22 protein-coding genes and 1 pseudogene are annotated in these 21,765 nt (G+C 61.4%); 16 read left to right on the top strand and 7 right to left on the bottom strand.

Translation table 11 applies throughout. The annotated features are described in order from the left end of the window. Positions 1-46 precede the first annotated feature (46 nt). The 4 genes from I6N89_RS19660 to I6N89_RS19645 all read left to right on the top strand — a co-directional run bounded on the left by I6N89_RS19660 (position 47) and on the right by I6N89_RS19645 (position 3,364). Positions 47-604: an aromatic-ring-hydroxylating dioxygenase subunit beta gene (locus I6N89_RS19660; RefSeq protein WP_054540706.1), complete on the top strand. Its 558-nt coding sequence runs from the start codon at positions 47-49 to the stop codon at positions 602-604. Between the two features lie 10 nt (positions 605-614). Beyond that, positions 615-920, top strand: coding sequence for a non-heme iron oxygenase ferredoxin subunit (locus I6N89_RS19655; protein ID WP_082386790.1), 306 nt, complete (start codon positions 615-617; stop codon positions 918-920). A 31-nt stretch (positions 921-951) separates the two neighbouring features. Beyond that, the gene (gene hcaB / locus I6N89_RS19650) at positions 952-1,785 is read left to right on the top strand and encodes a 3-(cis-5,6-dihydroxycyclohexa-1,3-dien-1-yl)propanoate dehydrogenase (RefSeq protein ID WP_038068063.1); all 834 of its coding nucleotides are present in this window, start codon (positions 952-954) and stop codon (positions 1,783-1,785) included. Between the two features lie 127 nt (positions 1,786-1,912). After that, a complete protein-coding gene (locus I6N89_RS19645) occupies positions 1,913-3,364 on the top strand; it encodes an aldehyde dehydrogenase (RefSeq protein WP_207020151.1) in 1,452 nt (483 codons plus the stop codon). A 117-nt stretch (positions 3,365-3,481) separates the two neighbouring features. Here I6N89_RS19645 and I6N89_RS19640 read toward each other — a convergent pair. After that, positions 3,482-3,799, bottom strand: a pseudogene (locus tag I6N89_RS19640) (transposase); the annotation flags it as partial. A gap of 72 nt (positions 3,800-3,871) precedes the next feature. Beyond that, complete coding sequence (locus I6N89_RS19635; RefSeq protein ID WP_038068067.1) at positions 3,872-6,244, bottom strand: 1-deoxy-D-xylulose-5-phosphate synthase N-terminal domain-containing protein; 2,373 nt, start codon at positions 6,242-6,244, stop codon at positions 3,872-3,874. Positions 6,245-6,374: 130 nt separating this feature from the next. Here I6N89_RS19635 and I6N89_RS19630 point away from each other — a divergent pair, with 130 nt between their 5' ends. Continuing rightward, on the top strand, positions 6,375-6,893 hold the full coding sequence (locus tag I6N89_RS19630) for an Lrp/AsnC family transcriptional regulator (RefSeq protein WP_419247628.1): 519 nt from the start codon (positions 6,375-6,377) through the stop codon (positions 6,891-6,893). Positions 6,894-7,323: 430 nt separating this feature from the next. On the opposite strand, the gene istB is transcribed toward I6N89_RS19630, so the two are convergent. The 4 genes from istB to I6N89_RS19610 form a co-directional block, all read right to left on the bottom strand. Further along, complete coding sequence (gene istB, locus I6N89_RS19625) at positions 7,324-8,088, bottom strand: IS21-like element helper ATPase IstB (protein ID WP_038068069.1); 765 nt, start codon at positions 8,086-8,088, stop codon at positions 7,324-7,326. A gap of 169 nt (positions 8,089-8,257) precedes the next feature. Next, positions 8,258-8,443 (bottom strand): mercury resistance system transport protein MerF, encoded by a 186-nt coding sequence (gene merF / locus I6N89_RS19620; protein ID WP_107817721.1) that lies wholly within the window; start codon positions 8,441-8,443, stop codon positions 8,258-8,260. A 4-nt stretch (positions 8,444-8,447) separates the two neighbouring features. Next, on the bottom strand, positions 8,448-8,753 hold the full coding sequence (locus I6N89_RS19615; RefSeq protein WP_038068071.1) for a heavy-metal-associated domain-containing protein: 306 nt from the start codon (positions 8,751-8,753) through the stop codon (positions 8,448-8,450). 18 nt (positions 8,754-8,771) lie between these two features. Beyond that, a complete protein-coding gene (locus I6N89_RS19610; protein WP_236016736.1) occupies positions 8,772-9,080 on the bottom strand; it encodes a mercuric transporter MerT family protein in 309 nt (102 codons plus the stop codon). Positions 9,081-9,236: 156 nt separating this feature from the next. On the opposite strand from I6N89_RS19610, the gene I6N89_RS19605 reads away from it, so the two are divergent. Continuing rightward, positions 9,237-9,653: a MerR family transcriptional regulator gene (locus I6N89_RS19605; RefSeq protein ID WP_038068073.1), complete on the top strand. Its 417-nt coding sequence runs from the start codon at positions 9,237-9,239 to the stop codon at positions 9,651-9,653. A gap of 57 nt (positions 9,654-9,710) precedes the next feature. Here I6N89_RS19605 and I6N89_RS19600 read toward each other — a convergent pair whose 3' ends face one another. After that, the gene (locus I6N89_RS19600; protein WP_038068075.1) at positions 9,711-10,664 is read right to left on the bottom strand and encodes a hypothetical protein; all 954 of its coding nucleotides are present in this window, start codon (positions 10,662-10,664) and stop codon (positions 9,711-9,713) included. A gap of 93 nt (positions 10,665-10,757) precedes the next feature. Between I6N89_RS19600 and I6N89_RS19595 the strand changes: the two genes are divergently transcribed. The 10 genes from I6N89_RS19595 (at position 10,758) to I6N89_RS19550 (ending at position 21,698) form a co-directional block, all read left to right on the top strand. Beyond that, entirely contained in the window at positions 10,758-12,929 is a 2,172-nt protein-coding gene (locus I6N89_RS19595) for a ParB/RepB/Spo0J family partition protein (protein WP_038068076.1), read from the top strand. A 126-nt stretch (positions 12,930-13,055) separates the two neighbouring features. Next, positions 13,056-13,436: a DUF3768 domain-containing protein gene (locus I6N89_RS19590; RefSeq protein ID WP_038068078.1), complete on the top strand. Its 381-nt coding sequence runs from the start codon at positions 13,056-13,058 to the stop codon at positions 13,434-13,436. A gap of 115 nt (positions 13,437-13,551) precedes the next feature. Further along, positions 13,552-13,848, top strand: coding sequence for a hypothetical protein (locus tag I6N89_RS19585; protein WP_038068079.1), 297 nt, complete (start codon positions 13,552-13,554; stop codon positions 13,846-13,848). Between the two features lie 77 nt (positions 13,849-13,925). Next, positions 13,926-14,309: a DUF6878 family protein gene (locus I6N89_RS19580; protein WP_038068105.1), complete on the top strand. Its 384-nt coding sequence runs from the start codon at positions 13,926-13,928 to the stop codon at positions 14,307-14,309. A 1-nt stretch (position 14,310) separates the two neighbouring features. Beyond that, positions 14,311-14,787: a DUF6915 family protein gene (locus I6N89_RS19575; protein WP_038068081.1), complete on the top strand. Its 477-nt coding sequence runs from the start codon at positions 14,311-14,313 to the stop codon at positions 14,785-14,787. Between the two features lie 105 nt (positions 14,788-14,892). Beyond that, complete coding sequence (locus I6N89_RS19570; protein WP_038068083.1) at positions 14,893-15,537, top strand: hypothetical protein; 645 nt, start codon at positions 14,893-14,895, stop codon at positions 15,535-15,537. A 50-nt stretch (positions 15,538-15,587) separates the two neighbouring features. Further along, entirely contained in the window at positions 15,588-15,839 is a 252-nt protein-coding gene (locus I6N89_RS19565) for a type II toxin-antitoxin system ParD family antitoxin (protein ID WP_009827037.1), read from the top strand. Further along, positions 15,832-16,131, top strand: a complete 300-nt coding sequence (locus I6N89_RS19560) for a type II toxin-antitoxin system RelE/ParE family toxin (RefSeq protein WP_038068086.1) — start codon at positions 15,832-15,834, stop codon at positions 16,129-16,131. Before I6N89_RS19565 ends, I6N89_RS19560 begins: the two co-directional genes overlap by 8 nt. A 126-nt stretch (positions 16,132-16,257) precedes the next feature. Then, positions 16,258-20,655, top strand: a complete 4,398-nt coding sequence (locus I6N89_RS19555) for a strawberry notch-like NTP hydrolase domain-containing protein (protein WP_038068087.1) — start codon at positions 16,258-16,260, stop codon at positions 20,653-20,655. Beyond that, a complete protein-coding gene (locus tag I6N89_RS19550) occupies positions 20,652-21,698 on the top strand; it encodes a DUF7146 domain-containing protein (RefSeq protein ID WP_038068088.1) in 1,047 nt (348 codons plus the stop codon). The genes I6N89_RS19555 and I6N89_RS19550 overlap by 4 nt, the downstream gene beginning before the upstream one ends. Positions 21,699-21,765: the final 67 nt, after the last annotated feature.

The following is a 21,765-nucleotide window of genomic DNA, read 5'->3' as shown; positions in this document are numbered from 1 at the left end:
CTGCCGATACGCCTCGGCAGACACTTTTCGATGAGGGAGGAATAAGATGCTCGATGATACTTTCAAGGCTGCCTTCGAAAGCAAGCCCAAGGCCGTTTCTCTGGAGCTTCAGCATGAAGTCGAACAGTTCCTGTATTGGGAATCCAAGCTTCTGACGGATCGCCGGTACAAAGAGTGGTTCAGCTTGCTGGCTGAGGACCTTCACTATTGGATGCCGATCCGCTCGACGAAGATCATGCGCGAAGTCGCTCAGGAATATACCGATGAGCACGGCTTTGCCCATTTCGACGACAACTGGTACACGATGAAAGGCCGGATTCGCAAGATCCTGTCCGATGTGGGCTGGTCCGAAAACCCGGCCTCTCGCGTGCGTTATCTGATCGGGAACGTCATGGTCGTCCCGGAAGACGAGAATACGATCAATGTCGTTTCGGCGTCGATGGTGTACCGGACGCGGCAAGAACGCCAACTTGACGTTTTCGCCTGCGAGCGCCGGGATGTCCTGCGTCGGGTTGAAACCGAAGCGGGCTTCGAGATTGTGCGCCGCACGATCCTGATTGACCAGAGCACAATCCTGTCGAACAACCTCAGCTTTTTCTTCTAAGGAAGCAAATATGGCATGGATCAAGGCGTTCCCTTCGGCAGATGTGCCGGAGGGGGATATGAAAGTATTCGAAGGTGGCCCTGAGCCGATAATGGTGTGCCGGGTGGACGGCGAAATACACGCCGTCCAGGACACCTGTACGCATGACACGTGGTCACTCGCGGACGGTTTTATCGAGGACGGAGTTGTCGAGTGCAGTCTGCACTTCGCGAAATTTTGCGTCAGAACCGGCAAGGTGAAGGCCCTGCCTGCTTGTGAGGCACTCAAGGTGTTCCCCGCAAAGGTTGACGGCGACTTCATATACATCGACTGCTGAAAAGCCGCGTCAAAAACAGGGAGGAATTACAATGCAACTCAAGGATCAAGTCGCGCTCGTGACGGGCGGAGGGTCCGGTCTTGGACTCGCCATCGTGGAACGCTTCGTCGAGGAAGGCGCACGTGTTGCAATCTTTGACCGCTCGCAAGAGCGCATCGACGACGCGGTGAAAGCGTTTGGCGACAAGGTCGTCGGCATCGCGGGCGACGTTCGCAAAGTGGACGACAACAATCGGGCGGTGGCCGAGTGCGTCAGCGCCTTCGGCAAGCTCGACACGTTCGTCGGAAATGCGGGCATCTGGGACTACTCGAAAACCATGGTCTCGACAGAAGATGACGAACTGTCATCTGCTTTCGACGAGATGTTCGCCATCAACGTCAAGGGCTATGTCCTCGGAGCCAAGGCGGCATTGCCAGAGCTTTACAAGACCAAGGGCCACATGATCTTTACCGCGTCGAACGCTGCCTTTTATCCAGGCGGTGGCGGTGTTCTTTACACGGCAACGAAGCATGCGGTGGTCGGCATGATCAAGCAGATGGCGCATGAATTTGCACCGCACGTACGGGTCAATGGCGTCGCGCCAGGTGGTATCGGTGGCAGCAACCTCGCCGGAACCAGTGCCCTTTCGCAAGAGGGAATCAAGTTTTCCGATATTCCGCTCGACGACCTGATGAAGCAAATGCTGCCGCTTGAACGTGCATTCAATGCGCGGGAATATGCTGGCGCCTACGCCTTCTTCGCCAATCGTCGCGACAATACGCCGGGCACTGGTGCCGTACTGAATTTCGACGGCGGTATCGGCATGCGGGGCTTTGGGTCTCCGAATATGGGCGCAGAGCTCGTTGCAAAGTTCGGCGCAATTTAACCATAGCCGTGCGCACGGATAGGCCGTGCGCACAGTTGAAACTGGGTCGTTCTCTGGACGAATCCTCGCGAGGCTTTTGGCTGACGCAGGTTTCAAGAACAGAGAAGTAAACTTAAAAGGACATGGAATGACTGTTCAGCTCTATATCGACAATGAGGCGCAGAATGCCACAGACAACGCCACATTTGAACGCTGCTCACCTGTAAGTGGCGAAGTCGTGACGCGTGGCGCAGCTGCCACGCCAGGGGATGCCGTGGCCGCGATCGAATCTGCCGAACGCGCCTTTGCGTCCTGGTCGCAGACTGGTCCGGGCCAGCGCCGCGCCCTGCTCATGAAGGCCGCGGAAGAGATCGAAAAGCGCACGGAAGATTTCGTTGTCGCCATGAAAGGCGAAGTCGGGGCCGGCGAACTCTGGGCACGCTTCAATGTCATGCTCGCGGCGAATGTTTTCCGCGAAGCCGCAGCGATGACCACGCAGATTCAGGGCAGTACTATCCCGTCTGACAAGCCGGGCACGTTGTCGATGACCGTAAGGCAGCCGGTAGGTGTGATCCTGTCGATCGTGCCTTGGAACGGGCCGATTGTGCTGGCAGCACGGGCCATTGCCTATCCGCTGATGTGCGGCAACACCGTTGTTTTCCGCGCCTCGGAAACCTCGCCCAAGACCCATGTGCTGGTTGCTGAGGCCGTCCATGCGGCCGGTTTCCCCGCAGGAACGCTCAACTTCGTGATCAACGACCCAAAGGACGCACCCGAAGTCGTAGAGGCAATGATCGCGCATCCAGCCGTGCGGCGTGTCAACTTCACCGGTTCGACGCATGTTGGCCGGATCATTGCTGCGGCTTGTGGCCGCCATCTCAAGCGTAGCCTGATGGAACTCGGCGACAAGTCGCCCATGGTGGTCCTCGCGGATGCGGATATCGACGGCGCAGTGGATGCGACCATCTTCGGCGCCTTCCTCTATCAGGGCCAGATCTGCATGACGACCGAGCGTGCCATTGTCGATGAGTCTGTCGCCGATGCGTTCGTCGAGAAACTCGCCGCGCGGGCAGCACAGCTGGAGGCGGGCGATCCACGCACTCAGGCGGCTTGCGCGCTTGGTCCGATCATCAGCCAGGGCGCAGTTAATCACCTGAACGGTTTGCTTGCCGACGCGACCGAAAAAGGTGCGAAGATACGGACTGGCGGGCTTGCAGACAGCACCCTGATGTCGCCGACTGTGCTCGATGGTGTCACATCCAAGATGCGCATCTACTCCGAGGAAGCCTTTGGTCCGATCTTGCAGGTGATCCGTGTCAACGGCGCGGACGAAGCTGTTCGGGTGGCCAATGACACTGAATACGGCCTGTCTGCTGCTGTCTTCGGGACAGACATGGTCCACGCACTTGATGTCGCAATGCGCCTTCAGACGGGTTCAGTGCACATCAACGGCTCCACCGTCTCGAATGAAGCCCAAGCGCCTTATGGCGGCACGAAGGCCAGCGGTTGGGGCCAGTTCGACAGCACTGCGGTGATTGATGAATTCACCGAGCTGAAGTGGATTACGATCGAACAGCCGTCCCAACAGTATCCCCTGTAAGGCAGGCCAGAAACCGGGCGGATGAGGTTGGGAAAATGATTGCCATCGGTGATGGTGATGATCCTATTCGCATCCGCCCGGTCAGAATCTGTCGGCTGGAGTGGGCAAAAGCTGGTGGGTCTCATCCGGAATGCGGTCATCGCCCAGTTCGATCCCGGCAAAGCGGCGCATCGCCTGGCTGTCGTAGAGGGTCTCCTCGGCCATCGGGTCGCTCAGAGCATACCAGTTCCGAAGGAAATAGACCCGCAGCATCACCTCCAGAGCCATCGGTGGCCGACCGCCCTTTGGCCCGGCCTTGGGATAGTGCGGCACGATCAGCGCAAGCAGCCGAACCCACGGCACCACCGCATCCATCTCCGCCAAGAACAACTCCCGCCGCGTCCGTTTCTTCTTCATGGCGTCGCGCAGGCCGGGAAGAGCGGGCTGTTTCGGCATCGCAAGGACTCCTTGCAGGGACACCCAAGTCTACCAGATCACGCCAAAAGTGGTGGGTTTTTCAGACGTTCCTTAAACAACGGCAATCTTGCGCCCTGTTGTCAAGCCATTGATCTTCTCTATCATACTTTGCGCATCAATTTTGTAGTATTGGTACAGCTCGCCAATAGTCCCAGTCTGCCCAAAGCGTTCCACACCCAACGGAATCGTCTGGTGGCCCTGAACCGCACCGAGCCATGACAATGTCGCGGGGTGTCCGTCAATTACCGTGAGAAGGCGGCAATGCGGCGGCAAATCTTGCAAGAGGCGTTCAACATGACTAGTCGCGCCCTGCTGGCCACGTGCCCGAGCGCGCTGTGCCGCCGTCCAGCCCGCGCTCAGCCGATCCGCCGAGGTAACGGCCAGCACGCCGATGTCACGCCTCGCATCGGCCATCGCGCCTGCGGCGCGGATCGCTTCGGGCGCAATGACACCTTGATAAGCGATCACCACCTCGCAGTTGGGTCCGGGCCGACGCAACCAATAAGCGCCGTCTATAGTTCCTTGCTGCCAATCCCCATTCGGGCGCTTGCCGGGCTGTTCCACCGGGTTCGTCGAGAGCCGCAGATAGACGGAGCCGCCGGCTTCATCGCGCAGCCAGGTGCGCTCGTCAGGATTGCCTGAACCGTCCCGCTGGAGATAGCCTAAGGCCCACTCCATGATAACTGCCAATTCATCGGCAAAGGCGGGCTCAAAGGCGGCCAGTCCGTCTTGGCTCATCCCGATCAAGGGTGTGCCGATAGATTGATGCGCACCGCCTTCGGGTGCCAGCGTAACGCCCGAGGGCGTACCTACCACCATGAACCGCGCGTCCTGATAGCAAGCGTAGTTCAAAGCATCGAGCCCGCGCGCCACGAAAGGATCGTAGAGTGTCCCGATCGGGATCAGCCGCTTGCCGAACAGTGAATGCGACAGCCCCGCCGCCGCCAGCAACAGAAACAGGTTCATCTCGGCGATGCCAAGTTCGATGTGTTGACCTTTCGGCGTGAATTCCCATTTCGCGGTTGAGGGGATGCGATGCTCGATAAAGGCATCGGCCTGCTCAGTGCGGGCAAACAGCTTGCGCCGGTTCACCCAGGGGCCGAGATTGGTGGTGCCGGTCACGTCGGGCGACATCGTCACGATGCGCTCCGCCATAAGGCTGTCGCCTTTGGACAAATCATCAAGGATCTTGCCGAATGCCATCTGTGTCGATATCTCGCGGTCAGATGACAGGGCAATCTCGGGAACCGGCAATACCGCGTCGGTGAAGCGGCGACGACCTTTGGCAAAAAAGGGCACCTTGTCGAGGAACTTTTGCAGCGCGGCGGCGTCTGGCACGGTGGCGAACTTGTCCCACTCCTGCCCCGCCGGCACGCCCATATGTTGTTGCCAGTCGGCCATCTGGTTCTTGGTCATTAAGCCACCGTGGTTGTCCTTGTGGCCCGCAATGGGTGTGCCCCAGCCCTTGATCGTATAAGCAAGAAAACATGTGGGACGGTCGTCGGTGACATTGGCAAACACCTCGGCCATGGTCTCGACACAGTTGCCGCCAAGATTCTCCATCAGCGCCGCGAGTTCCGTATCATTGCGCTTGCCGATCAGCGCCGTCACCGGCCCCTGATCACCAAGATCATCCATCAACCGTTTGCGCCAGACCGCGCCGCCCTGATAGGTCAGGGCGGAATATTGCTGGTTCGGGCAGGCGTCGATCCAATCGCGCAGGGCGTTGCCACCCTCTTCTTCAAAGGCCGCGCGCTGCAGAGCGCCGTACTTCACGCGAATGACATTCCAGCTGAAAGCTTCGAAGATTTTTTCTACTCGCGAAAACAGGCCTTCGCGCACCACACCGTCTAATGACTGGCGGTTGTAGTCGATGATCCACCAGCAGTTGCGCAGATCGTTCTTCCAGCCCTCTTGCAACGCTTCATAGATATTACCTTCGTCCAGTTCGGCATCGCCGACCAGCGCCACATGGCGGCCAGCAGCCAGGTCGCTGCTCCAGTCTTTGGCCATCAAGTAATCCTGTACGATCGACCCGAAAGCGGTAATCGCCACGCCCAACCCTACAGAGCCGGTCGAATAATCCACGTCGTCCACATCCTTGGTGCGGCTGGGATAGCTTTGCACGCCCTCGAACCCGCGAAAGTTCTTCATCTTATCAAGCGTTTGATGACCCATCAGGTATTGCATGGCATGAAAGATCGGCGAGGCGTGCGGCTTTACCGCTACGCGATCTTCGGGTCGCAGCGCGGAAAAGTATAGCGCCGTCATGATCGACACCATCGAGGCCGAGCTGGCTTGATGGCCACCAACCTTGATTCCGTCTACCTTTGGCCGGATGTGGTTGGCGTGATGAATCATCCAATGCGACAACCACAACAAACGGTCCTGAAGCGTTTTGAGATGGACTGTGTCAGATGTCATTTTCGGCCCTCGCATTCAAAGCTTGAAGTGTTGCGAGACTAGCAACAATAGTCTGACGCTTCTCGCCTATTTTACGAAGATTTTATGTGTTATGTGGTGACAGTAGCCACTATTTCGGAAAAACTTGATGATTAGCACCAACCTTGATTCTTACGATGTGGGTATTCTGCATGTCCTGCAGCGTAACGGACGTGCCACAATCAACGAACTGGCCGAAGCCGTCGGACTTAGTCCATCCCCGGTGGCCCGCAGGCTGCGCATTTTAGAGAATGCGGGCGTGATCACAGGCTATGCTGCGCTGATCGACGAAACTGCTTTGGGTTATGAATTTTCCGTGTTTGTCTCGGTCAAACTTGACCGTCAAGTGGACGACGCACTGGCCAGCTTCGAAGCCGCGGTGTGCAGCTTTCCTGAAGTTGTCGATTGTTGGCTGATGACCGGCAACCGCGACTATCTGCTGCGCATTGCAACGCGCGGGCCTTCCGATTTTGAACGCTTCCTAACCAGCACCTTCACCAAAGTTTCAGGTGTAGCATCTATTGAAAGCTCAATCCCACTGAGACGCGTCAAGGCAGGCTTGTCACGCACGCTGAAACTTGATGCCAAAGGATATCAAAGGCAAACAACAACTGGGCGTGGTGGATCCTAAACGAGATCTCTTGGCACTGTCATTTGTGGACGTATATGGACCCCGCCTGATTGCAACAGGCTAACTTGGTCTGGTTCGGCGATCACGATTGCAGACGTATATCCGGCTTCCTTGAGCGGCCCGATGTTTCGTCGCCGCGAGCCCCGATGGATTTCCGCGCGCTTCTTCCTCATTGGCTCCAAGGCATCGGCTTTCGCCGCGCCGGTCCACACATCAGGTTCAAGAAGCGATCAGGGTGACCCTTTCACCATCTCCTGCCAGTTGTTGCAACCTTTCGGGGAGCGCGTGTCAACGGCGGAGTAAAAACCAGCCACGTGGCGGCGCAAAATCAGGCCAATGACGGGCGCCAGGCGCCATGGCGCGCGCGCTTGTCACATAGCTGGCGCGTGCCATGGCGCTTGGCCCGCAGGGCCAATCCTGTGGCGGATGATCAGGTTGGGGCTTCGGCCTTTCGGGCGCGGCTTTGGGCGAGCCGATAGCTGTCGCCGTTCATCTCGAGGATGTTGACGTGATGCGTCAGTCGATCGAGCAGTGCGCCAGTCAAGCGTTCGGTGCCGAAGGTCTCGGTCCATTCGTCGAACGGCAGGTTGCTGGTGATCAGCGTGGCCCCGCGCTCATAGCGCTGCGAGATCACCTCGAACAGTAGCTCGGCACCGGTCTTGGAGAGCGGCACGAAGCCCAACTCGTCGATGATGAGCAGCTTGACGGCGGCCAGCTGCTTTTGCAGGCAGAGCAGGCGACGTTCGTCGCGGGCCTCCATCAGTTCGTTGACCAGCGCGGCGGCGGTGATGAAGCTGACCGGCAGCCCCTTCTGGCAGGCGGCCAGCCCCAGCCCGAGGGCAATATGGGTCTTGCCTGTGCCGCTGGGCCCCAAGGCGATGACGTTCTCGCGTCGGTCGATCCATTCGCAGCGGGCAAGTTCCAGCACCTGCATCTTGTTGAGCTTCGGGATCGCCTTGAAGTCGAAGCTGTCGAGGCTCTTTGTGGCTGGGAACTTCGCAGCCTTGATCCGCCGTTCGATCATCCTACGCTCGCGGTCGATCAGTTCCAGCTCGACGAGACGCGCCAGGAACTGGACGTGATCCCGACCCTCGGCGGCGCATTGGCGGGCAAGCTTGTCGTATTCCCGAAGGAAGGTGGGCAGCTTCAGCGTCTTGAGATGATCCGCGAGCAGGATCTTCGGGGCCACGGTCATGCTGCATCCTCCGACAGCAGGGACATGTAGCTGGCCGCGGACGTGGTCTCGACGTTCGCCCGAGGCACGTAGGGGTAGACATCGAGGTCCAGCTTCGGGGGGTCTGATGCCGGGAAAATCAAAAACGCTCATGAGAGCGTACTATTTTGCCCCCTCCGGCATCAGACCCCTAGATGGTCAGGCCGATAAAAAACGCCAGCGCGGGCAGCAGCACATAGTCGAGCCAACCCAGCCAGGCCGACAGGCCCACGGCGCCGAGAAGAACGACCAGGATCGGCGTGAAGCAGCAGAGCGCTGCGATGACGGTGCCGACGACACCTGTTGCAATCAGCTTGCGGTCTGTCCGCTCGGTCATCCCGTCAACCCGAGACGCGCGCCGGGTAGCCTGCATTGGCCGACGCGGTCGCGATCGCCTCGGCGCTGGTCGCGGCGGTGTCGAAGACGACAGTAGCGGTGCGCGCCTCGAAGTCGATCTCGACCGCGTGCACGCCTTCGACGCCCTCCATCGCGCGCTTCACGGTGACCGGACACAGCGCACAGGTCATATTGTCCACCGCGAAGGTGAGGGTCTGCTCGGCGGCGACGGTTTGCGCGACGGCAGGGATGGCCGTGATGGGTGCTGTGGCGGTCAGGCCGAACAGAACAAGGGCAAGGATCGTCTTCATGAGGGTGTCCTTTCGAGATCAGTAGAGAAGCGGAGCCCACCAGTCGATGGTGAGTGCAGCGAGGACGAGGATCAGGGAGGTCCAGAGAGCGGACTTGGTGATGCGCGCCGAGGATGGGCGCGCGCAGTAGGAACCGGGCTCGCAGACGGTCGGTTTGCGGAAATAGACCTGCCGGAATCCCGCCCCGATGAAGCCGAGCGCAATCACGGCGAAGATCGGCTTGAAGGGCTCCAGCGCCGTCAGGTTGCCGATCCAGGCCCCCGAGATGCCGAGGGTCAGCAGCACCAATGGTCCGACACAGCAGGCCGAGGCGAGAAAGGCGCCCATCACCCCGCCCGCCGCAAGCTAGCCCTTTCGGGCGGGGCGATCCGCTGCTGAGGTGTCAGTTCTGTCGTCTGTCAGCGCCATGTCGCGCACCTTTCGTCTGTGGTTGACGATGGGTGTAGGGTCTGTAGTAGCTACAGGCTCAAGAGGAAAACCCCCATGATCGATCACGAAAGCGAGAGCAGCTTAACACGCGGCGACCTGGCCCGGGCGACCGGATGCAACATCGAGACGATCCGCTATTACGAGAAAACCGGCCTGCTGCCCGACCCGCCGCGCAGCGCCGCAGGCTACCGGATATATTCCGCCGCACACGCCACGCGCCTTCGCTTCATCCTGCGCGCCCGCGAGCTCGGGTTCTCGATGGAGGACATTCGCGGGCTGATGGGGCTCAACGATGGTGCCGCGCCGACCTGCGCCGAGGTCAAGGAGCGGACAGAACGTCACCTTGCGGACGTGCGGGCGAAGATCTCGGATCTCCGGCGGATCGAATCCGTCCTCGCTGCAACGGCATCCAGGTGTTCTGGCGCCGAAGTCCCCAACTGTCCGGTGCTCGACGCGATTTCTGGAAACTGAAAACTATGACACGAACTTCCCGAACTCTTGAAGCTCCCATGCATCGAACTGGAAGATTCAAGATCGTGCCGCTACCCATATCTTGAATCGCCCCTGGCCGGTCACCTCGCGGATAAGGCCTCGCGCTTCCATCCAGGCAATATTGCGTTGAACGGCGGCACGGCTAGCGTTGGTCAGGACCTCGCCCATCGGGGCAGAGACAAGGGGCCATTCGGTAAGCACAGCGCGCAAGGCGCGCGGAGTCTTTCCCGAGAGCGCGGTCATCTCGGTTTCTGCCCGCGCTGACCATGCCTCGATATCGTCAAGGTGCCGCATTGCGGTCAGGCATGCGGTCTCCATCCCGTCAAGCCAGCGCGCCAGACGGTCAGCGGGTGGGCCGCTGGCGCGCAGCCCCCCTGCCCCGCCCATAGCCAGAGGTGCAAAGACGGCGCCCCCGCCCTCGCTGGCCACAATCCGCGCGGCTGTGACTGCCGCTTCCATTCGATCGCCCTGCTGCCCAAGGCCCGCAAGGCTCCAGAGGTGATAACCCGCGCAGGCACGGGTTATCGGGTGCAGCTCGGCGGCTTGCGCCATCAGGTTCAGCCAACCGCCCGCGCGATCCGCGAAAGGCTCGGCGTCATCGACCATGTTCTTGGGATCGCGACGATCGAGGAAGGCAGAAAGGTCCACCTTTGGGCCTGGTCCCCCTGTCAGACGACGTACCGCCCAACCGACACGCGCCAGTGCTGCGGGGTCCTCTTGAACGCCTGACAGGCGCATGGATATCCAAATAGCAATGCGATCCGGGCCAATGCGGTCACCCGCGAACCAGCTGAGGTCGGCAGCCTCGATCAGGGCAAGCCTGTGCCGCCATCCTTCCGGGCTGCGCTTCAGGCGGTCGTCCAGCGCGCCGACGCGACCGGCCACACGGGCAAGACGCGCGGCATGACCCGCCTCTGCTTTCCGCCAATCGTCGAGGACCTCGCCTTCACGCAGTTCGGCCCGTGGTCCTGGTGGCAAGGTGATCCGCAATTGGAATAGAGCCAGAGAAAGGGAAGCCCGGGTGCCGGGCTTGAAAGGATAGAGAGAGTCTCATCCGGGTCCGGCGTGACAAGGACCCTGACCATGGCCAAGACCTCAACCCGCCCGAAACCCGCCACCGCGAAGAAAACCGGAGCCGCCGGATCGACCGCGACTGACGGCGCTACCGACATCCGTCTAATCCCGCTCGATCAACTGGAACCGAGCCCTCTCAACGTTCGAAAAGTTGCGGCAAGTGCCAGCGACGACGCTGAACTGCTCGCCAGCATCCGCGAGACAGGCATTAAGCAGAACCTGGTGGTTCATGTGTTGTCAGAGACACGATTTGCGGTCGATGCCGGCGGCCGTCGCCTCAAGGCGCTGAAGCAGCTTGCCGAAGACGGCGTGATCCCCTCAGACCACCCGGTGCCTTGCCTCGTCGAGGACGAGCGCAACGCCATCCTCACCTCTGCCACGGAGAACCTCCAGCGCGCTGCGATGCACCCAGCAGACCAGTTCGAGGCTTTTGAGGCGCTGATCGGTGAGGGTCGCACCGAGGACGAGATCGCGCTGAAATTCGGTGTCTCCGTCGACCTGGTGCGCCGCCGCCTCAAACTCGCCCGTGTCGCGCCCGAGATCATCGAACAGTTCCGTGCGGGTGGCCTTACCCTCGAATGCGTCATGGCCTTCACGCTGACAGACGATCATGATCGCCAGCTGGCGGTCTGGAACGCGGTGAAGGGTGGTTATCACATCCATCCCCAGAGCATCAAACGTCAGCTGACCGAGACTGCGCATTCGGCGAACTCCGCCCTGGGGCGCTTTGTCGGCATCGAGGCCTATGAGGCGGCGGGCGGGGTTCTGCTGCGCGATCTCTTTGACGATCGGGCCAGCGCCCATATGGAAAACCCCGAGCTCCTCGAGCGCCTCGCCATCGAGAAGCTGCAGGCTGCGGCCAAGACTTTTGAAGGGACGTGGAAATGGGTCGAGGTTCACCTCTCGGTCGACTACGGCGCATTTCGCAGTTTCGGGCGGGTCTATCCGCAGGATATCGACCCTGATCCGGACCTGCTAGCCGAGGAGGAAAGTCTTATCGCACGCGAGGAAGAACTGGCGGCGCAGAATGACGGCGAGGATTGGACCGACGCTGAAACGGAAGAATACTACGCGATCGAGCCGCGCCTGCGCGAGATTGAGGCCTTGCAGCGAGAGCGGCAGCCTTTTGCAGACGCTGATCGCGCCATCGCCGGTGTGGTTCTGACCATCGGTCATGGCGGGGCACTGCGCGTCGAGAAAGGCCTCGTGCGTCCCGAAGATATTCCTGCGGCACCCGAGCCCGAAGAGGTCACCACGGATGCGGGTGATGCCCCATCCCCTGCCCGCCCGCACGTGACGCCGCCGACCTCCTCGACACCGGTGCCGACTTCCGATCCGGCCGCGACTTTGCGCAAGGCGGACGGTATTTCGGCGAGCCTGGCCGACGATCTCCGGGCCACGCGCCAGCACATTCTGCGGGCACATCTGGCGGCGGATTTCGAGGTGGCGTTCGATGCGATGCTCTACGCGCTCTGCGAACAAGCATTGGGGCGGTCCTACAACAACGAGGCGCTCGACATCTCGATCCGGCCCTTCCAGGCGCAAAACCGCGAGGTACTGCATGCGGATACCGTCGCCCAGAAAATGCTCGAGGCGCTGGAACAGGACCTCGCCACCGACTGGATGACCTTGGAGAAACCAGAGGACTTCCAGGCGATGTCGGCGCTGCCTCTTGCCGACAAGCAAGCGCTTTTCGCCTGGGCGACGGGTCTGGCAGTCAAGCCGCAGCTTTCCTCCGACAATCGCCCCTCCCCGATCATCGAGGAGATCGGCGGGCGGCTTGACGTCGATGTGGCGGCATGCTGGCGCCCGACCGCGCAGAACTACTGGGGTCGGGTCAACAAGGGCCATGCCGTGGCCACGGCGCGCAAACTGATTGGTGACGATTACGCCGAGGATCGCAATCGCGAGCGCAAGGGCGATATCGCAGCCGCGATGGAACGGGCTTTCGCGGAAACGGCCGGCGAGACGGAAGGCTTCGACGCCGCAACGGTTGCCAGGACGACGCGCTGGCTGCCTGACGGGCTGCTGTTTGCCGGTGCGACGGAGGCCGGTGCCGACTTGGGCAACGATGCGCCGGAGGCCGAGGAGGGGGATTTGTCCGCCGAAGATTCTCTGACCGACGCCGAGAGCGATGAACCGTCGTCCTTGCCCGCCTTCCTGAGCGAGGATGCGGCCTGACGCGGCGAAGACCGATCTGATCACGACATGAACTTTGGGCCGCCCTCGCGCAGAGGGCGGCCCTTTCCCGCTGACGGGTTTCACGCAGCCGGTGTCGGATCGGCTGGCCCGTCCCGGAGATATCCCATGACCACCACACTCGATCTCGATCCCGTCAAGGAAGCCGCACTGATTGCCGCTCATAATGATGCCTTTCGCCGCTCCATCCTCGGGACCACCCCCTCCGTCGATGCGCCGCAGGGCCAGTTCGTCATGACGCGCGGCGTTTCAGCACTTGGGCCTGAAGCCCAGCTTGTTCTCACCCGCCGCGTTGCTTCGTTTGATGCGTTCAACGCTGACAGCGATCCTCATGGCTGGCACGAGATGGGGGTCATCGACCTCGATGGCACGACAGTCTGGTTCAAGCTCGACCTGTTCGACACCGACTACATGTACGGCTCGCCCGAGCCATCCGACCCGGAACAAACGCGCCGGGTCCTGACCCTGCTTCTGCCGTCGGAATACTGACGCCCCTCTTCACCAACATCTCCTCGGACCGTCCTTGCACCAAGGGCGGTCCTTTCGCGCTGGCGGGTTCCAAGGGGCGCGATACCCGCGTCCCGCCCGCCGCAGGAGACCAGAGATGGCCAAGACACTCGACTACCAGATCACCCTCTATCCCGCACATCGCGATGGCGCCTTCGTTGTTACCCAGTTCCAGATGCTGGCGAGCTACCCCGAGAAGCGCATTCAAGCCGCGGGCATGGACGACCTGATCGACCAGGTGACGCAGTTCGCGATGGAGCACGGCGAGAGCTGCAGCGCCTCGGTGCGCTGTCTCGCCCCGCGCAAACCGCCGGGGTTCAAGCGCGCGACCGACAACCTCTATTTCAACCTGGTTGACCGGACGGCTGAGCAGCGCGGCGCGGCGGCAGCCTGAAGCCCCGCAGGAAACTTCCTGGGCGACCTCGCGTAATGGTCGCCCTCCCCTTTCCTCAATTCCAAAGGATCAAAGACATGACACAAGAGACTGATTTCTACGCGCAGATACTAGAATCCCAGAGGCGTGCTGCCGAACAGCGGGTAGAAACCCGCGCGGCGCTTCTTTCCGAACTGCGCACCCTCGGCGTAACGAACATCGAGGTGCAATACGAAGGCTACGGCGATTCCGGCAATGTCGAGGATGTCGTTGTGACCCCTGACACGATCACCCTGACGGAAGAGCTGCGGCGCCGGGCCGAAGATTTCGGCTGGGACTTTGCCTATGCGCTGAGCCCTGGGTTTGAGAACAACGAGGGCGGCTATGGCGAACTCACCTGGGCGCTCGAGACCGACAAGATCGATGTCAGCCACTCGAACCGCTATATCGAAACCAATACCACCGAACATGAAGGGCTCTGACATGGCACATCCCCTCCACCACGCCGAAAGCTCTGCCCGAAAATTCGGCGGTGTTCCAGACGACTATCAGTTCGTGCATGACTGGTTTGACTCATCCAAAGAGCACCTAGGCCTTTTCGTTCACAGAGCCCAAAAACACCATACCGTCGGGATCTATGATGCCGAGCGGGTGTTCGGTCGCAGCCTGACCAACAGCGCGGGCCGGGTCGTCCCGATCCGCTGGATTGGCGAGCAGCATGTGCGCGAAGATTGCCAGGGACGTATCCCTTCGCTGGTAGACTGGCTCGGGCGCATTCAGCCGGAGCCGTGGATGGCCAATGGCCGGATCGACAACGACCCGACGCAGATCGGCAGCGATCCGCGCGCGGTCTGGATCGAGGCGGTGGCCTATCACCAGACCATTCTCGGGTTTGAGGATTGGCTTCTCAAGGTCTCGGTCGAGCACGTCCAGCATCGCCAGAACCGCGCCGCCGCCTGATCCACTGGGCGGCACATTCACCAACCATCTGATCCCATCCAGATCGACCCGCCTGAGCCCCAATCGGCTTGGCGGGTCGATTTCGTTTCAAGAAAGGATATCGACATGCAAGACCCTGTCTACGAGGAGGCCTACCAAGGCCACGTCATCAAGATCTATCACGACCCCGATTCTGAGAGCCCAAGGGAGTGGTCCAACCTCGGAGCGCTGATCTGTTGGCACCACCGATACCGGCTGGGGGACAGCCACCGGTTCGACTGCCCCGAGGCGTTCCTGCGAGATCTTGCGGGCGTCTCGGATCAGAGCGATCTCTCACTGGATCGCCTCCGCGAGCGCGCCGAGCGCAAGGCAATCATCTTGCCCGTGTATCTCTACGACCATTCCGGCCTCGCGATGAACACCATCGGGTTCCATTGTCCGTGGGATTCCGGCCAAGTTGGCTTCGTATACGTAACGCTCGAAACGGTTCGAAAGGAGTTCGGCGCGAAGCGAGTCACCAAGGCGATGCGCGAAAAGGCCAAGGACATTCTGCGCGCTGAGATCGTCACCTTCGATGCCTACCTCGGCGGACGGGTTTATGGCTATGTCGTCGAGCGTGACGGTGAAGAGATCGACGCCTGTTGGGGGTTCTTCGAGCACTATAAGCTGGACTGCCTGTCCGAGGCTCGGGCGGTTGTAGATCCTCTGATTTTGCGAGAGGTACAAAGACCCGCCGCTGCGGAACAGGGCGCAAGCCCACCCCCGAGTTGAAACGCCCACAATACTCATATATCTTATTCATGCGTATTACGGAGGTGAGCATGGCAAGCACAAGCGTCACACTTGGCCCCCATTGGGACGAATTCATCGCCCTGATGCTTAAAGAGGGGCGTTACGGGTCAACCAGCGAGTTGATCCGCGCCTCTCTGCGCCTGATGGAGGAGCAGGAAGGTCAGCGGGCGCGGCTTCGCGTTGCGCTGATGGAGGGCAAACAATCCGGTGACGCCGGTCCGCTTGACATGGATGAGATCAAGCGCGACGCGCGGAGCCGCTCTGGCGCTTCTGATGCGTGACATTCATCACTCTCAGGCGGCAAAATCCGATCTCCTCGACATCTGGGTCGAGACCGACCGACAGTGGGGCGAGGCGCAGGCGGATCGTTATCTCGACGACATCGAGCGTGCCCTGCAGGGATTGATCGCCAATCCTCAAATTGGGTCTGACTGTTCCGATCTCTTGCAGGGTGCGCGCAAACTGATCACGGGTCGGCACCTCGTGTTCTACGAGGTGGACCCGGACAGGATCTTCGTGATCCGGGTCCTGCATCAGTCCATGGATGTGCCGCGGCATCTGCGGCCGTTCTGACACCGGTCAAACACGCAGCGGGGCATTGCCATGAAAGAGCAAGAGGCAGGGCGGGAGGGGTGACCCCTCCCGGGTGAGAGAGTGCGCGCGGGGCTTGGGGCCAACCCTCAACCCCGGAGATTGCCGATGAACGCTCACCCCCATTCCGTCCAACTTGCAACCGAGCCCGACGCCCCTGCCCTGCCAGAGGCTCCGGGCTTCGCCCAACACCTGATGCAGGTTGCGAAAGCCCTCGTCCCCCTGTTCGAGGCGGGCAGGTCCATCGACGCCGCCGCCCTTCGCACTGCGATGGAGCAAGCCTTCGGTGCCAGCGACACCAGCGGCTCCTGGATCTGGAAGGATGCTTACGAAGCCGCAGAGGTCGCCCAGATCCTGATGCTCGCGCGCTATGGCGCGCTGATGCAACGTCAGGCCGCCTCGCCGCACGCCTTCCTCACCATGATCGAGCGTCTCGCCGGTCTGGCCCCCTCCCACACGCGGCGTTCAGAAGACAGCGTACGCTTGCAACAATTCTCAACCCCCATGCCCCTCGCGGCCATTGTCGCCCAGGCTGCGGGGTTTCGCGTCGACGATCTGGTGCTCGAACCTTCGGCCGGCACCGGCATGCTGGCGATCTTCGCCCGGATTGCGGGCGCGCGGCTGGCGCTCAACGAATTTGCGGAAACCCGCCGCGCATTGCTGGGACATCTGTTTCCGGAGGCTGTTGTCACGGAACACGACGCTGCCTCGATCGATGACCGGCTAATTCGCTCGATCACGCCCTCGGTCATTGTGATGAACCCGCCCTTCTCTGCCGCCAACCATGTCGAAGGCCGATTTCGACAGGCGACTAGTCAACATGTGCTTTCCGCCTTGGCGCGCCTCGCGCCGGGTGGGCGGCTTGTCGTCATCACCGGCGAGAGCTTCCGCCACTCGACGAAATCCTTTCAGTCGACGTTTCAGCGGATCGCACAAAGCGCCGATGTGGTATTTTCCGCCGCTATCGACGGCAAGGTCTTTGCGCGGCATGGCACCACGATCGACACGCGGCTGACGGTGATCGACAAGCGTGCGACTGGCGCTGATGAGATCGCATCGGTCGAAAGCGAGGCCGTCTACCATCCGATCTGCGCGACCACGGGTGAACTTCTCGCGTCAGTTCTGACCCATTGCCCGGTGCGCCGCAGCCCTCCACCCTGCCCAACCAGCACAGCCCTGTCGGCTCCGACCGCTTCGACCCGCACCAACCTGCAGGCCCTGCGCAATGCCGCGCGCAAGGAAACCCGTGCCCTTGCCGAAGAACGCGCAAGGCACCCGTTTGACGATATCGCGACGGCCCCGATCGACTACCTGCCGAAGGCTTGGAGCCAACCCGACGGCACGCTGCAGGACACGGTCTACGAGGCCTATGACCTTCAGGCGATCAGGATCGATGGCGCGGCGGAACATCCGACCGCGCTGGTGCAATCCACCGCTATGGCCTCGGTGCCGCCGCCCGTGCCGACCTATCGTCCCATCCTGCCGAAGAACCTCGTTCAGGACGGCCTTCTTTCTGCGCCGCAGCTGGAAAGTGTCATCTATGCGGGCAACGCGCATGAGACGCATCTCAAGGGCTGGTTCAAGCGCGGCGAGATCGAAGGCCAGTTGATGGCGGCGGCCGAGGGCGACGAAGGCGCGTTTCGCCTGCGCAAGGGCTGGTTCCTGGGTGACGGCACCGGCTGCGGCAAGGGGCGGCAGGTCGCGGGCATCATCCTCGACAACTGGCTGCAGGGACGCCGACGGGCGGTCTGGGTCTCGAAGAGCGACAAGCTCATCGAGGATGCGCGGCGCGACTGGATGGCGCTTGGGGGGCGCGAGATCGATATCGTGCCACTGTCGAAATTCCGCCAGGGGAGCGATATCCGTCTCCCAGAGGGCATCCTCTTCGTCACCTATGCCACCCTGCGTTCTGCTGAACGCGACGGGAAAGCCTCCCGCCTCGATCAGGTGACGTCCTGGCTTGGCGAGGGGTTCAACGGGGTCATCGCTTTCGACGAAAGCCACGCCATGGCGAATGCCGCCGGCGAAAAGTCCGACCGCGGCGACAAAAAGGCCTCCCAGCAGGGTCTTGCGGGCCTCGCGTTGCAAAACGCGGTTCCGGATGCGCGGGTGCTCTACGTCTCGGCCACCGGCGCGACGGTCGTCGGCAATCTCGCCTATGCTTCCCGCCTTGGCCTTTGGGGCACCGGGGATTTTCCCTTCGTGACAAGGCCTGAGTTTGTCGCCGCGATGGAGGCCGGGGGAATTGCGGCCATGGAGATGATCTCGCGCGACCTGAAGGCGCTCGGGCTTTATCTGGCACGCTCGCTCTCCTATGCCGGGGTCGAGTACGAAATGCTGGTGCATGAGCTGACGCCCGCACAGATCGCGATCTATGACAGCTATGCCGACGCCTACCAGATCATCCACACCAACTTGGAGGCCGCCCTTCAGGCCTCGGGTATTTCCTCCGAGACCGGTACGCTGAACCCTCAGGCGAAATCCGCTGCGCGCTCGGCCTTCGAGAGCAACAAGCAGCGTTTCTTCAATCATCTCATCACCGCCATGAAATGCCCCTCGCTGATCCGCTCTATCGAGGCGGACCTCGCGGCGGGGCATTCTGCAGTGATCCAGGTGGTTTCGACCAGCGAAGCGGTGATGGAACGGCGACTCGAGGATATCCCGCCTTCGGAGTGGGATGATCTGCAGGTCGATTTTACGCCCAGGGAGAACATCATGGATTACCTGATGCACTCCTTCCCGACGCAACTCTTCGAGCCCTACACCGACGAGAACGGCGATCTGCGCTCGCGCCTTGCCCTCGATGGCGATGGCAACCCGATCATCTGCCGCGAGGCGGAGCGGCGGCGGGACGATCTTGTCCAGCATCTGGGTGCCCTCGCCCCGGTGCAGGGCGCGCTCGACCAGATCCTCTGGCATTTCGGCGGGGAGGCGGTGGCCGAGGTCACCGGACGCAAGCGGCGCATCGTAAAAACGCGTGAGGGGCGGCTCAAGGTCGAGAACCGCCCCGCCTCCTCCAACCTCGGCGAGACGCAGGCCTTCATGGATGAAGCCAAGCGCATCCTGATCTTCTCCGATGCCGGTGGCACCGGGCGCAGCTACCACGCCGATCTTGGGGCAAAGAACCAGCGCCTCCGGGTGCATTACCTCCTGGAACCCGGCTGGAAGGCCGACAATGCGATCCAGGGGCTGGGGCGTACCAACCGCACCAATCAGGCGCAACCACCGCTCTTTCGACCCGTTGCGACCAATGTGAAGGGGGAGAAGCGGTTTCTTTCCACCATCGCGCGTCGCCTCGACACGCTGGGGGCGATCACCAAGGGGCAACGCGAGACGGGCGGCCAGAACATGTTCCGCGCAGAGGACAATCTCGAAAGCCCCTACGCCCGCGCTGCGCTGCGCCAGTTCTTCTACAAGCTGCGGGCGGGCAAGATCGATGCCTGCTCCTACGCGAAGTTTCAGGAGATGACCGGGCTGACGCTCGATGAGGTGGATGGCACGATGAAAGAGAATCTGCCGCCGATCCAGCAGTTCCTGAATCGCTGCCTTGCGCTGAGGATCGACATGCAGGACGCGATCTTTGAGGCCTTCGGCGGGTTTCTTTCGGCAATCATCGAGGACGCGCGCCAGGCAGGCACGCTCGATATCGGTCTCGAAACCTTGCGCGCGGAGAAGTTCGAGATCGTCGATCGCAAGGTGATCTTCGAGCACGAGGCGACGGGCGCAACGGCGACCGCGCTGACCGTCGAGCGCACCGATCGCAATGATCCGCTGACCCTGCCCCGGGTCAAAGCCATCTGCTCCGATACAAAAGGTGCGACGCTCTGCTGGAACACCTCCTCCAAACGCGCGGCCCTGATGGTGAAGGCGCCGGCCTTCATGGACGAGGATGGTGTGCCAATCCTTCGGGTGAAGCTCTTGCGGCCCATGGCCACCGAGATCCTCGCGCTGACCGAGTTCTCGAAATCGCACTGGGAAGAGATCGATGATGCCATGTTCGAACAGCTCTGGCAGGCCGAGGTTGACGCGGTGCCGGAGTTCACCACCTCGAAGATCACGCTGATCTGCGGCCTCCTTCTGCCGATCTGGGATCGGCTTCCCGCTGACAACATGCGCATCTACCGCCTGCAGACCGAGGATGGGGAACGCGCCATCGGCCGTCTTGTCAGCCAAGAGCAGCTTCTCAATGTCTACGCGCGGCTCGGCCTCGATTGTCAGATCGAGATGAAACCGCAGGAGGTCTTCGCCGCGGTGATGGAAGCCAGAACGACCCTGAACCTCCTCGGCGGCTATCAGCTGCGCCGGTCGCTGGTCATGGGGCAGCCGAGGCTTGAGCTGATAGGTGCTTCAGGCGCGGCCCTGCCCGGACTGAAGGCAATGGGCTGTTTCACGGAAGTGATCCAGTGGAAGACGCGGGTGTTCATTCCGGTCGACGGCATCGAGGTGCTGACACGGATCCTTGCCGAGCATCCGGTTGGCGCCGGCACATCGGAGGCCGCCGCATGAGCGCGCGCCACAGTATCGCGGACCTCTCGGCCGATCTGGCAGACCATGCCGAGAGTTTCTGCCGCCAGTATTTCCCCGAGGGGCGCAAGCTGGGTAATTATTGGCAGGTCGGCGACACGTCCGGTGCAAAGGGCCAGAGCCTCGCCATCCGTCTGCAGGCGCAGGGTGGTCGTAAAGCCGGGTCCTGGCAAGATTTCGCGACGGGTGAATATGGCGACCTGATCGACCTGCTGCACGAGCGGCTCGGTTCAACCACGTTGAAGGAAACGCTGAGAGCAGCCCGATCCTTTCTCGGCGAAGCTCCCTGCCCTGCCGTACCTCGAGACACCCAAAGGGCTGAGCGCCCGGATGCAGCCTCCAGCAAACGCATCGCGCGGGCGCGCAAACTTTTCGCCGCGGGCAAGCCGGTCCTTGGAACCCTCGCCGCCACCTATCTGCAAGGGCGCGGCATCACGCGCTTCGGTCCCGCGATCCGCTATCACCCACGGGTCTTCCTCAGGCAGGGCGAGGACGGCGCCGATCCGCCGGAACGGGCCCCTGCCCTACTCGCAAAGATCACCGACAATCGGGGTCAGATCACCGGATGCGCAAGGGTCTATCTCGACCCGTCCACCGGCGGTTTGGCCGAGATCGAGAGCCCGAAACGGATCCTCGGGCAGCTGCACGGCCATGCCATCCGCTTCTGGTCCGGCTCACCTCGCAGCGATCTCATCGTCGGCGAAGGGCTCGAGAACACCCTCTCGGTCGGAACCGCCCTGCCAGAATTCGACCTCGCCTCCTGTCTCACCGCCACCCATCTCGGCCTCTTCATCCCGCCGCCGGGGATCACGCGCATCTGGATCGTGCGAGACAATGACGAAGCTGGACGTAACGCATCAACGAGATTTCGTAACCAATTGGAATCTATTGGAATTGCCTGTGGTGATCTCGTGCCGAACATGGGCGATTTCAACGACGATCTGCGGGCTTTTGGCAAGGATGCGCTGCGCCGCTCCCTGCTCGAGGCCATGAAAACACAAGGTCTGGAGATCGAGGACGGCTGACCGCCAACCTCCCCGGGGATGTCCGACTGGGCAAAGGGTCCGCAGGTTCGATCTGATCCCGTTTGGA

Source organism: Salipiger abyssi, from assembly GCF_017311415.1.
Classification (GTDB): domain Bacteria; phylum Pseudomonadota; class Alphaproteobacteria; order Rhodobacterales; family Rhodobacteraceae; genus Salipiger; species Salipiger abyssi_A.
Note: the sequence above shows the minus strand (reverse complement) of the source record. Positions and strands in the feature narration are given on the sequence as shown.